Origin of the sequence: Paenibacillus sp. 11B (assembly GCF_030487755.1) — a bacterium.
GTDB lineage: Bacteria > Bacillota > Bacilli > Paenibacillales > Paenibacillaceae > Paenibacillus > Paenibacillus vandeheii.
Genome location: NZ_JAUKNS010000007.1, coordinates 175,164 through 187,913, shown reverse-complemented (window position 1 = coordinate 187,913; position 12,750 = coordinate 175,164). Strand labels below are relative to the sequence as shown.

Genomic DNA, 12,750 nt, shown 5'->3' with positions numbered 1-12,750 from the left:
CGTCTTACCAGCTGGACTTCGTGACGCCTGGAATTTGCCCTTGATGAGCCAGCTCACGGAACACGATCCGCGATACCTTGAACTTGCGCAAATACCCTCTCGGGCGGCCCGTCAGTTCACAGCGATTTTTCAATCGGGTCGCTGAAGCGTTGCGCGGCAATTTCTGCAGCGCTTCATAATCCCCTTTTTCTTTCAGTTCACGACGCAGGTCCGCATATTTGGCGACGATGGCCTGACGTTGTTTTTCGCGTACTACTTTTGATTTCTTAGCCATGGATTCCAGCTCCTTTTATGCATTTTTTTTATACAACTTCAACGGGCCAAGGCAGCGGATTGTCAAAATGGCCCCAGTCGGCCTTCATTTCCTCATCGCTGAGCAGGCATTGGTCCAGTTCTTCTTCAATGATGGAACGCTCCATTTCAATTCCGATCATGACAAGCTCAGTCTGGCGGTCTCCCCATTGTGCATCCCACTTCTCCAGCACATCAGGCTCCGTACGCAAAATTTCTTCCTTGTCCGCTTCCGGCAGCGCCGCGACCCAATGTCCGGCAGGGCCAAACTGAATGGATGAACCCGCCTGGCTCAGACTTGCAGCCACATCCCCTTCAGCAGCCAGCCATACCAAGCCTTTGGCTCGCACCACTTCTTCGGGCCAATAGCTCATGAATTCAGCCAGACGAGAAGGATGGAATGGTTTTCGGCGACGGTACACGAAGGAACCAATACCGTATTCCTCCGTCTCGGGTGTATGTGATTCTTTCTCCAGCTCTTGAATCCATCCGGCGGACATGCTTGCTTTCTCGAAGTCGAAGAGACCTGTATTCAAAATTTCAGACGGGTTGACCTGTCCGTTCATGGTCCGAATAATTTTGGCGTTGGGCTGAAGCTTGCGAATGATACCTTCAAGCTTGTTCAGCTCCACGTCTTCGACCAGATCACACTTGTTAAGCAACAGCACATCGCAGGTCTCAATCTGGTCAATCAGCAGGTCCACCACGTCACGGGTATCTTCGTCCCCTGTAGCCTGATTCCGATCCAGAAGGCTCTGTCCTGAAGCAAAATCCTGCCAGAAACGATTCGCATCCACGACCGTCACCAGACAATCCAGCTTCGCCAGACTTGTCAGATCAATACCCGACTCCTCGTCGGCATATGTAAAGGTCTGCGCTACCGGAACAGGTTCACTGATTCCTGTCGATTCAATCAGGATATAATCAAACCTGCCTTCATTCACCAGTTTTTCAATCTCCTGCATCAGATCATCCCGCAGCGTGCAGCAGATGCAACCATTGGACAGCTCCACCAGCTTTTCTTCAGTGCGCGATAAGGTCGCTTCCCCTTTTACCAGTGCAGCATCAATGTTTACCTCACTCATGTCATTGACGATGACGGCGACCTTGAGTCCCTGCCGATTGTGCAGCACGTGATTCAGAACCGTCGTTTTACCTGAGCCGAGGTAACCGCTAAGAACAGTTACCGGAACTTGCTTTTGTGTCATGTGTATCTACTCCTTATAGTTGTGGTCATATGCCTCTGACCTTAATAGTAATTATTACGATTAACAACAATGACTATAATCCTGTTGAACGATGTTGTCAAATCATTTTTGTTTTTCTCGTGCGAGGTGGCCGCTTTGGTCACGGATCGTCTTCCGATCGCTGTTGTCTCCAAATTTCCTTAATTTAGTCTATCAAAGGTTAGAAATTCGAAAGACAGCGTATGCTTTCGAAGCAGCTTTCTTACAGAAAGCTTTCAGGCGAACGCTACCGCTTCTTCAGATCGATTCCGTCCCCTCCGCTACTGCCGCAAACCCCCGTCAAAAAAAGGCCTATGGCCTGTTTCCTGTAGCTTCGAATCATAATGATACGATTCCAGAAAAGTCAGTCCATATGCCTTTAACTCTTGTTTTTATATGTGCCATACAATCAGGCCGTCACCACAGGTTTAGCCCTATTGCCTGATTCCATCCGTTGCCTGTAGGCCACAACCAGGATCATGGCTGCAACGGATAACAGCGTACAGATCGTAAACATGGTGGAATACGAGCTTATTTGTACAATCAGTCCCATCGCAAGACCGCCCAGGGAGAAGCCCAGATCATACGAGGACATGAAAATACCCATGAGCACATATCTGGAATCGGCAGGCAGCACAAATGATAAATAGGTGGTTAATGTCGGGTAGAGCAATGCTACGGCAAAACCGCTGAACACCGCGGACAGGTACACTAATGAACCAACCGTCTCGGACATTGCGAGCAACTGGGTTCCCAGTGCTGCACACAGCAGCAAACCCGCCATCAGCCACGTATTCCAGCTGCCGTCAGACGGTATTTTTTTGCGCAAAATGAATCTGCACAGAATGACCACCAGCCCCTGGATCGTTAAGAACACCCCTGCACTCGCCATTCCGGTCGATACCATATACAACGGAAGAAAGGTCGCCGTGGCTCCAAATACACAGGAAGCAAACAGCATGACCACACTGCTAATCAGCAGTGGTGTGCTGCACCAGATACCGCCGAATGATCGCATCATATCACCCAGCGTATACGATTTATTTTGCACCGTGCTTCGGGGCAGATCCACGTTATAGCCAATCAGGAGCGGAAAAGCTGCCAAACCGATCATCAGCAAAGTAAACCAGATATCGCTGGCATTTTCCCAGATTTGGATGGCGAGAATGGGAATGACCAAGGACGGAACCATCGTGAAAAGGGTATACATGGACAGTCCCTGAGCCCGGTCCTTGTCCTCCAGCTTTTCCACAATGCCAGCCTGCATCGTCATGGAAAAGAACGCCGTCGCTACACCTTGCAGCGCCCGCAGCCACAAATACGTTTCCACACCAAACACAACAAACAACAGTAATGTTGCGGCATGCAAAATCAACAGCCACTTCATTACACGCAGCGGACCATAACGCCCCAGAAGCTGCGCCGCAAAAGGCCGTAGAAGCATACACGTAAACATGTACGCGCCCATCATCAGACCAATCTCGGCCTGGTTCAACCCTGCTGCTTCACTCCGCAAAGGGAGAATAATCGTCAAAGCCGAATTGGCGGCAAAAAATAAAAAGGCCAACAGATAAAACCGGATAAACGAAAAGGATACCGGATTTAATGTACCGCTGGTCGTGACAGAAGACTTCAAAACATGTCCCCACTTTCTAGTTGCGTTAACCCACAGACATATCTGTGACTGGTTTTCTTCGTTCATAGGCAAAAGCAATCATTACCGCTCCTAGGATAGCACAAATCATGTACATAAACGAATAGGAGGACAGATCAGCGATCGGTCCCATCAACACACCACCCAGAGATACACCCAGATCTGCTGTCGCAATAAATAAGCCGATCAATACATTCCGATTCAGCTGCGGCAGCACAAAGGATAAATAGGTGGTTAACGTCGGATAGAGGATGGATTGAGCAATGCCCATCAAGATTGCCCCCACATACAGCAAGGCAGCCCCTCCAGTAATAGCCAGGCTGACACATTGTGCGGCTACTGCCAGCAGCAGCATTGTTCCCATGATAAAAGGTGCATGCCACCTGCCATCGGAAGGGATTTTTTTGCGTAACATGATCCGGGTCAACACAACCGTTCCCGCCTGAAGCATCAGATAGACACCTGCATTGCCGCTTGGCAATTGACTGGCGTAGAGGGGAATAAAAGTCGTAATTGCACCGAACACAACGGAAGCACTTAACATGAGTACACTGCATCTAAACAAGAATCGATTTTGCACTAACTGACGAAAGGACTGAAACATGCTTACGTTCTGTTCGGACGAATTCCCAGGAGGCTGCTCCTTGCTCTTGTCCATTTTGGCCGTATATCCGAAGACGCCTGTGCAGACGGCAATACCGATCAGGACAACTGTAAAATAATCCATGCCACCTGTTTGCCAAATCCCTAACGCAAGAACAGGACCCACAATGCCGGGGATATAGCTGAACAACGAATAATAGGAAATACCCTGGGAACGGTCCTTCTCCGGCAAGGCATCAATAATGCCAATCTGCAAAGCCATCGAGAAGAATGCCGTCGATACCCCCTGTAAAATACGAGCCACCAGATAACCCCCGAGACCCGTAAACGTGTATAAAATCAGGGCAAAACCATTGATAATCAGAATAAAACGCAGCACTTTAATCGGCCCGCGCTTTTGAATGATCCGCCCGGCCCATGGCCTGAAAAACATGGTCGTAAACATATAGGCGCCCATAATCAGCCCAATGGTTGTACTGCTCGCTCCCAAGGATTCACCCTGTAAAGGAATAATCACATTAAGAATGGCATTTGCACTAAAATACAGAAGAACCAAGATGTACAAACGCAGAAAAGGCCAAGACATCGCTCCACTCATCTTTGGTCCTCCCTCTGGAAAGTAATTAAATAGGTTAATAATTTTTTGGCATAATCAGACTGAACATCCTTTAGCTGCTTAATCGGTACCATTTCCTCAATCTGACCGTCCCTGAAAATAATAATCCTGTCACAAATATAGGCTGCCGCCTGAATATCATGCGTAATAAACACATAGATCATCTGATAGAATTGCTTTAATTCCTTTAACAATCGCAGCACCTGAATCTGCACAGACACGTCCAGCGAACTGATGGCTTCATCAAATACAATGCATCGGGGTTCTGTGGATATGGCTCTTGCGATACATACTCTTTGGGCCTCTCCACCGGACAGTTCATGTGCATATTTAAGCCTGTAGGAAGAATTCAACCCCACCTGATGCAGCAACCGATCCACCTTGCTTTGCATATCCGCTTCCACTTTTTTTTGAGCCTTCAGGGGCTCCATAATGGCTTCCTCCACCGTGAGAAATGGATTAATGGAGGACGCATAATTTTGAAATACGGCACTGATGCTGCCCATTCGCACACGGCGATTGTTCACGTTTTTCCCATCAAATAAAATACGACCGCGATCAGGCTTTTCAATGCCCAGGATCAAACGTCCCAATGTGGACTTGCCGCTTCCGCTTTCGCCGATAATGCCGAGACATTCGCCTTGGTAGCATTCAAATGCCACGTTTTTCAAAACCTGCTGCTTTTGTTTGGAGAACAATCCGCCTTGTTTATAGGATTTTTCTATCCCATCCACCTTGAGCATCTGTATCCCCTCCCTGCATCAATTTCCTGAAATGATTGCTCAGCTCCAACCGGGTGGAAACCAAATATTGAGTATAGGCATGCTTCGGCTTCGTAAAAACAGACCGAATGTCCCCGCTTTCGACAATGGCTCCGTCTTTCATAACCATCACTTCATCCCCAATTTTCTGAACCACACCGAGATCATGGGATATAAACAGCATGGAACACCCCATTCGTTCACGCAGTTGAATTAATTGTTCAACCACTTCATATTGAGAGATCGTATCCAGCGCCGTTGTTGGTTCATCCGCAATGATCAGATCCGGCTCCAACACGAGTGCCAATGCAATCATGATTCGCTGCAGCATGCCGCCCGATAGCTGATGTGGATATTGATTCAGGATTTCCTGCGGATGCTTTAACATGACACTTTCCATAGCACTAATGATCTTCCGTTCGCTATCTCTGTTATTCCAGTCAAAATGCGTCTGGAGCGTCTCTCGAATATGGACGCCTATTACTGAAGAAGGGTCAAAAGCGCTCATGCCATTTTGCAGAATCATGCATATATTTTTGCCTCTTCTTCGTCTCATTTCTTGTTCAGAAAGCTGGTTCAAGTCCTCGCCTTGGAAGAGAATCGTTCCGGATTGGCGAATCCAGGGTTTATTCAAACGCATAATGGACCTGCAGGTGACGGACTTGCCACTTCCGCTTTCCCCGACTATGGCCAGACAGCTTCCTTGTTTGACCTGAAATGAACTGTTATGAATAATGACCTTGTCCGTATTAGCATCCCAGACCTTCAAATGTTTAACCTCTACTGTATTCATAAACGTTCTTTCCCACCTCTTTTTTACGAAGCTTACCTTGGGAAGTCATTAATTTGGGGTCCAAAGCGACCTGAAGTGCATCTGATAAAAAATTAAAGGCCGAGACCACAATGACAATGGCTATTCCAGGTGCCAACATTAACTCCGGTCTGGAGAACATAACTTGCCTTGCCTCATTCAGCATCATCCCCCATTCGGCATGAGGAGCCTGGATTCCCAAACCCAGAAAGGAAAGCCCCGACATCTGCAGCATCATCGAACACATGGAGCCACTCGCAATCACTGCTATATCAGCAAAGGTAACCGGAACAATATGCTTGGTGATAATGCTAAGGCTGCCAATGCCAGATGCTTTGGCGAACTTCACATACTCCATTTCGGAGAATTGCATCACGGATGTCCGAATGACGCGGGCAAACCACGCCCATTTCAGGACCACAAACGCTATCAGAATATGTTCAAGTCCTGCACCCAGAATACCGACTACAGCCAGTGTCATGACGTACCCCGGGAAAGACAGCATGACATCACATATTCTCATGATCCAGGCATCTGTCTTCCCCTTGAAATAACCTGCGATAAATCCGACGACAGCTCCGACCAGAACAGACATCATCAAGGCAGCCAGCACCCATAGCACACTGGGACGAATACCATAAATGAGTCTGGAAAACACACATCTGCCGAGATGATCATTTCCTAGCCAATAGGTCCAGGAGGAGGAAGCATATCGAAGCTTCATGTTCACTTCCTCCGGGTCATGGGGTGCACACCAAGGGGCAAATAGGCCCGCAGCAATAATGATCACAATGAAAGCGAGCGATGTCATCGCGAGCTTGTCTTTGCTCAAATTTCTTAATAATCGCATCAGAGATCCTTTCTTAACCTGGGATTCATCGCCGCATTGATCACGTCAGAAATCGTATTAAACAGCACAAAGGTTACGGCCAATATAAGAACATACGCCTGAATAATCGGGAAATCCCGGCTGAGGATCGACCTCACACTCAACCTCCCAAGTCCCGGCCACGCAAACACATTTTCAATCACGACGGTACTGCCGAGCACGATGGGGATCGCCATACAAAATATGGATACCGCCACTTGCAGCGAATTTCGCAAAATATGCAGGGTCACCTTCCGCTCACTTAAGCCGCTTGCCCTTCCGTAGAGCACGTAATCCTCATTCATGTTGCTTAACATCGAACTCCGGACCGTTCTAAAATAAATGCCTGTATAACTCACCGTAATCACGATGACCGGCAGAATGTAGCTCTTCCATGAGTCCATCCCGCTCGTAGGCAACAAGTCCAGCTTCACGGAAAAATACCAGATCAGGATAGCTGCAAGCCAGTAGGAAGGCATCGCGGTCAGGACAAACGAAATGCCTCTGACCGATTTATCAATCACTTTCCCTTCTCTCATGGCACAGATCACACCCAGAAGAATGGACAACCCGATAATGAATACCGAGGATACCAGCGTTAATTTTAATGTGTTCAGGAATGCCGGACCGACCAGGGACCATACCGCTTCACCGGATACATACGAGCTGCCAAAATCAAACTGCATACAGGCCATCAACCAATTCACATACTGGATGACGAACGGCTTATCGAACCCCAATGCTTCATTGGTTTGCGCAATTAATTCATCCGTAATCTGAGGAACATCCTGTGCCTGTAATACAACTACAGCAGGGTCCAGAGGCGACAAATTAATGAGTACAAACGTTATAAATGAAATAACGAATAGCAAGGGTATGGCGAGCAATATTCGTTTGACTATATAACTTCCCATATCCATCCCCGCTCTATTTAAAATTCATTTGCTCGAATGGCAATTCATATTGAGTCTGCTTGAATGAGATTCCGGCCAGATTTTTGGGAGCAACGACAGTAACCCGCCCATTGGTAATTGGAATAAACACGGCTTCATCATGGACGATTTTCATAATATCAGCGTACAGGGATTGGCGGGATGCCTCGTCTGTGGACACCATGACTTCATCAATTTTCTTGTACAGCTCATCCGCTTGGGCAAGGTCACTTGTTGTATGCTTGTAGGCGGAATCCGAAGTAAAGGCAGAGATGGTGCTCTGTGGATCGTACGCCAGTCCCCAGGTTTGGTTGAACAACAGATCATATTCCCCGGTTGCCCTTCTGTTCGCGATGGATGTGGATTCCTCTCCGACAATCTCCAATTGAATTCCCAATCCTTTTAAGGCATGCTGGATCAATTCCGCCTGTGTTTTCTGGGAAGACGAATTGCTGTCATAATACAGGGTCATGGCTAGTTGCTGGCCGTTCTTTGTCCTCACTGCTTCCGTGTTTGACAGGGTCCAGCCTGCGTTTTCCAAAAGCTCCTTTGCCGTCTCCGGGCTATACTCCCGCTTCTTCAACTCGACATCGGCATAATTGACGTTTGATGAGAATAAGGTATCCGCTACAGTCTGTGTTCCATCAAAAATATCATTACTGATCGTTTCCCGATCAATCGCAAACCATATTGCTTCACGAACAGCCGTCTCGTGCACAGGGTTATCCTTTTTGCTGCTATTGGCGACGATCATATTTGTATTCATCGCTTCACTTCGGACCACCTGATAATCACCCGAGTCAGCCAATTGATTCATGGCTTCAACATCTATGCTGTCTGCACCCCGGTCATCCGTGAACACAAAGTTGATTTCGCCCTTCTGTAATGCCAATAATGTCGTTTCTCCTGCTGGCAGAACCTTGGACGTAATTTTTTGAATCTCAGGTGCGCCGCCCCAGTATTCTTCATTGGCTTCAAACGTTGCATTCTCGTCGATTTTATGTCCGGTGAGCTTGTAGGGTCCGGTGCCATCGTAGCCACTCACCCCGTCCTTTGTACCCCCATTCTTGAAATCCTTCGGTGATATAAATACATAAGGTCTGGTCATGGACAGCTCTACCAGGGCTGGGTAATAGGGCTCGGAAAGTACCAGTTGGAATGTGTATTCATCTATGACGGTTGTACTTACGATTTTGGTGGACAGCTTGATCCAGGCATGTTTTTCGGCATTCGCCTGAACCGCATCGATATTTTGTTTGACCGCCTCGGCGTTAAACGGCTCACCATCATGGAATTTCACATCCTGTCGCAAATGGAACGTATACGTTTTCCCGTCTTCGGCAATATCCCAGGATTCCGCCAGTAATGGCTTGATTCCATCGACTGTGTTTTCAACCAAAGATTCGTAAACCATCCCTTGTGCGGGCATTGAACCTGTGTACAGATGGGGATTCATATCATTAATATCCTTGGCGGATGCATATATGAGTTCAGACTTGACTTCGCTATTGGCTGACTCGGTTTGGGTGTTGGCACCCTCTTTTTGGCCGCATCCTCCGAGCACCGTAATAACAGACAATAGAAGCAATATAAAACGAAAACCACTACCTTTTTTCACAACATTTCCCCCTGATGATGAAAGATATATACAAGTTCACTTAGAAAATGTTACATCGTGCTACTCCGATTGCAGTACCATCTTCCGATCGCTCTTATCCCCAGATTTTTTTGATTCCCTTATATAAAAGGAAAAATCCGGGGATAAAGGCGCACGCTTCGCTTCTTCAGATTGGTTCTGCACTCTCCGTTATGATGTAAAATTCAGGTTCACTTGTATAGATTGAGATGTAATTAAACCTTGCTATTCGCCAGTCCTGAGCAGATCATCCGAATGTCTTCATCGAAGGATTGAACGGCAAAGGCATCCGACAGATTCTGTTCGGGGTGAGCGCGAGCGACTTCTTGAATCTTCGCCTCATACGTGGCAATAAATGTATCAATGGTTGGGCAGCTTACCTGCAAATGTCTCGCAATGCCCTGAATGATTTTGATGCGGTAATAATCCTCCTTGGGCATTCTGGGAATGTCCAAAGCTCCATCCTGATTGATGAACATCTTCCTGAAAGGAACGGCCGAAAAGTCAAAATACTTGCCCTCCGGACTCGGTTCCGAAAAGGGATCAATCAATAGCGAGGTGTATCGTATGTATAATAAGTACTCTTGATGAAGGTCCTGCAATTGATTGAAATTCTCGATATCCTGGCGTGATAAACTCTCCAATCGTACCGGATAATTATCATCCGTCATGAATTGCAGCAGATTGACCCCCTGGATACGAAGTCGATCCGTAATCGTCATAATTTCGTTCCACTGCGTTCGCATGTCCCGAATCAAATATTGGGTTACCGGACCTTCGGGATAGATTTTGTATACATATTTCCGAATGTCTGACGCTCCGAAAATGGCATCCAATGAAAAGTCATTCATGAACAGCGGCGGATGCACATATAAAGAAATATTTCTCGTTTCCGCCTCAATTGCAGATGGCATGACTTCCAGTCCAATGCCCAATTGCTCGTACATCTTGCACAGTCTGTCCACATGTTCGGAAGGTGTTGAAGTAGAACCAATGTAGACCTTTTTCTTGACGCCTGTTGTAATCACATGATTGGACGGTTGGTCGTGCATCCAGCGGGTGTCCCCCAAATAGGTAGAGAAGCTGACAACTTCCGTGTCCGCATGTAGCTGTCTGACATAATGCTTTACCAGCAGGTTGGAGCCAAAGGTTGGGGAGACCAAAATAATGCATTTCACTTGTTTAATGAAGTTGTTATTCATTTGTTTCAGTACATCGATGTAAGCATCGGTTGTCACGGCCAAAATGAGTGTATCCCATTCACCTTCTATGCTCTCATATCCCCTAAACACCCGGTCAATGAAGCATTCACCCGCCAACGGTCGATGCTTTTCATTTTGAATGCTTGCCCCAATGAATCCGTCCGTTTGCCGAATGGCCTCAAAAAAAGATTCTGAACGCACCGATTCTCTTCCCACGATGCCTAAGGTGCAGCTGAATTGCTTTTTGAGCGTTACCGCCAGCTGAATGGATGCCGGACCTGTTCCAAGCAACAAGATTTTCTGAAATCCGCTCATATTAAGCCTCCCTTTTCACAAGCTCAAGCGAGCTATGCTTTTTGGTATAACGCAATATCGAATACATCATCCGGACGCAGAATATTGTCGATCATATTCCACTTGCTGCTGTCGGTCTCTCTCATCGGATAGTTGAACAACGACTTTAACTGATTACCGTATCTCATGGCCACCACTACATGTTCATTCGTCAATGCATGCAATTGATCCAGCAGCTCATATTTATTGGCAACCGTGGAACTGAAAATGATATGCGTGGCTTCTTTTGTAAAAGCTAGGTCCTGCACTAATGTCTGCTGCAAATGAATGTTCAAGCCCGCACCCAGCTTCTCCACAACCTGCTTCCCGAGTGTAATGGCTTCCTCGTCAATATCGATGCCGACTACCTTCGCTCCTGTTCGCTTGGCGATAAACAAAGGCGTCATCGGAAATGCCCCGGAGCCGATCAGCAGTACTTTGGAATCCGAAGTGACATAAGAGCTGCCAAACTCTTTTTCAATACATTCTTCGATGTTTCTGAAATAATCCGCGATTTCCACATCTCCGTCTTGCAGCTTCAATGCCCTATATTTCTCCATAATCGCCACACATCGTGCAGACTTGTCTCTCAGATCAAGGACAAGCTGATGCATGCTGCCAGATTCCTGACGATCGAGCTGTTCCCAGATTCGTTCATTTTGCTTGTCTGTTATAAACGTGGAATAGTCATCGATTAAAGCCTCCAGCTCGGAGCTATGCTGAACCGTATGATCATATCTGCCTGCCAGCTCATCGAATTTCCCGGAAAATTCACTCAAGCATGCTTGAAAATCAATCAAGGTCTCCATTCCTTTTCCTCCTGTAACTTGTCATGGTCATGCATCTATAAATGCTTTGCCCTGTGCTACAATTCCAACAGATCCTTCGATCGTAATTCGTTCAAGCTCTGCTCCATTCCACTCAGCCATTACTTTGATCGCACCACCGGGCTGCTTGATATGCTGAATGATCTCCCCTTGCCTGCTCCATGCCAGATAGGCTCCCACGGAGGCTGTACCTGAACCGCACCCCCTTTCCCAGATCAGACTATCCAGCTGCGGGACAAAGATGAGCGGTGCCAGCTCTTCGGATCGGGAGTTGTATAATAAAATGCCAATCAGCTTATCCCCCAAGGTTAATCCGAGTAATCGCGCCAGCGCTTGTGCCCTCTTTCTCATCGCTTCATCAAACGTTTCCACTTCAATGACGATATGAATGAACTCCCGATACCGCACGATCACCATATCCATGTCTGTTCCCTCATACTTGATCGTTCGCCGTTCAATCTGCTGAGGGACCGGCATCGTTACCTGACAGAAATACTCATTCTGTTGCTGCTTCTTCACCTGACAGCGGATTAATTGGTCTGTTCCGGAGACTTCCAACATGATTTCTGTAAACTCATACGATTCCAGCTCCTCTTCGGACGCGATGTACGCGGCCAAGGCCATGCAGGCATTCCCGCAGAACTCTCCCCCGGCCATTTCCAAATGGGCAGCCGCCTCCTGCTTTTTTGCTCCCCCAATGAACCCCACTTGTTCAGCGTACACATTGTCATAAGACATAATTTGAGCGGCAATGTGTGGATATGTCTCAGCCGGATGATCCGTTTTCACCAGAACCGTCATATTTTGCGTGGGATTGAACTTGATAAAATCGATCTCCTGTTTCATCGCAGCCGCTACTCCTATTCTTGATATGGAATTAAGCCTAAGTTCACATTGCTATACAATGTTAATAGTAATGATTACGATTATCAGTCGAGAAAAATATAGCACATCCTACTTGGGAGCGTCAACAAATATTTCCATATCAAA

At 47.1% G+C, this 12,750-nt stretch carries 12 protein-coding genes; all 12 read right to left on the bottom strand.

All coding sequences use genetic code 11. The features are described from left to right. Window positions 1-4: 4 nt before the first annotated feature. Window positions 5-274, bottom strand: coding sequence for a 30S ribosomal protein S14 (gene rpsN, locus Q0V21_RS26645; RefSeq protein ID WP_079347577.1), 270 nt, complete (start codon window positions 272-274; stop codon window positions 5-7). 28 nt (window positions 275-302) lie between these two features. Beyond that, complete coding sequence (locus Q0V21_RS26640) at window positions 303-1,499, bottom strand: GTP-binding protein (RefSeq protein WP_079347579.1); 1,197 nt, start codon at window positions 1,497-1,499, stop codon at window positions 303-305. Window positions 1,500-1,926: 427 nt separating this feature from the next. Next, complete coding sequence (gene cntE / locus Q0V21_RS26635; protein WP_301881345.1) at window positions 1,927-3,153, bottom strand: staphylopine family metallophore export MFS transporter CntE; 1,227 nt, start codon at window positions 3,151-3,153, stop codon at window positions 1,927-1,929. Window positions 3,154-3,178: 25 nt separating this feature from the next. Then, the gene (gene cntE / locus Q0V21_RS26630; protein WP_301881343.1) at window positions 3,179-4,372 is read right to left on the bottom strand and encodes a staphylopine family metallophore export MFS transporter CntE; all 1,194 of its coding nucleotides are present in this window, start codon (window positions 4,370-4,372) and stop codon (window positions 3,179-3,181) included. Next, window positions 4,369-5,133: an ABC transporter ATP-binding protein gene (locus Q0V21_RS26625; protein WP_301881340.1), complete on the bottom strand. Its 765-nt coding sequence runs from the start codon at window positions 5,131-5,133 to the stop codon at window positions 4,369-4,371. The genes cntE (Q0V21_RS26630) and Q0V21_RS26625 overlap by 4 nt, the downstream gene beginning before the upstream one ends. Beyond that, the gene (gene cntD / locus Q0V21_RS26620) at window positions 5,099-5,944 is read right to left on the bottom strand and encodes a staphylopine uptake ABC transporter ATP-binding protein CntD (RefSeq protein ID WP_079347587.1); all 846 of its coding nucleotides are present in this window, start codon (window positions 5,942-5,944) and stop codon (window positions 5,099-5,101) included. Before cntD ends, Q0V21_RS26625 begins: the two co-directional genes overlap by 35 nt. Next, window positions 5,925-6,812 carry a staphylopine uptake ABC transporter permease subunit CntC gene (gene cntC, locus Q0V21_RS26615; RefSeq protein WP_301881337.1) on the bottom strand — a complete coding sequence of 296 codons (888 nt, stop codon included), beginning with the start codon at window positions 6,810-6,812 and terminating at the stop codon, window positions 5,925-5,927. Before cntC ends, cntD begins: the two co-directional genes overlap by 20 nt. Next, window positions 6,812-7,744, bottom strand: a complete 933-nt coding sequence (gene opp1B, locus Q0V21_RS26610) for a nickel/cobalt ABC transporter permease (RefSeq protein WP_079347591.1) — start codon at window positions 7,742-7,744, stop codon at window positions 6,812-6,814. Before opp1B ends, cntC begins: the two co-directional genes overlap by 1 nt. A 13-nt stretch (window positions 7,745-7,757) precedes the next feature. After that, window positions 7,758-9,380, bottom strand: a complete 1,623-nt coding sequence (cntA, locus tag Q0V21_RS26605) for a staphylopine-dependent metal ABC transporter substrate-binding lipoprotein (RefSeq protein ID WP_301881336.1) — start codon at window positions 9,378-9,380, stop codon at window positions 7,758-7,760. Window positions 9,381-9,613: 233 nt separating this feature from the next. Then, window positions 9,614-10,915: an opine metallophore biosynthesis dehydrogenase gene (locus Q0V21_RS26600; protein ID WP_301881335.1), complete on the bottom strand. Its 1,302-nt coding sequence runs from the start codon at window positions 10,913-10,915 to the stop codon at window positions 9,614-9,616. 32 nt (window positions 10,916-10,947) lie between these two features. Then, entirely contained in the window at window positions 10,948-11,742 is a 795-nt protein-coding gene (locus tag Q0V21_RS26595; RefSeq protein ID WP_301881332.1) for a methyltransferase domain-containing protein, read from the bottom strand. A 27-nt stretch (window positions 11,743-11,769) separates the two neighbouring features. Then, window positions 11,770-12,606 (bottom strand): histidine racemase CntK family protein, encoded by an 837-nt coding sequence (locus Q0V21_RS26590; RefSeq protein ID WP_301881330.1) that lies wholly within the window; start codon window positions 12,604-12,606, stop codon window positions 11,770-11,772. Between the last annotated feature and the right edge of the window lie 144 nt (window positions 12,607-12,750).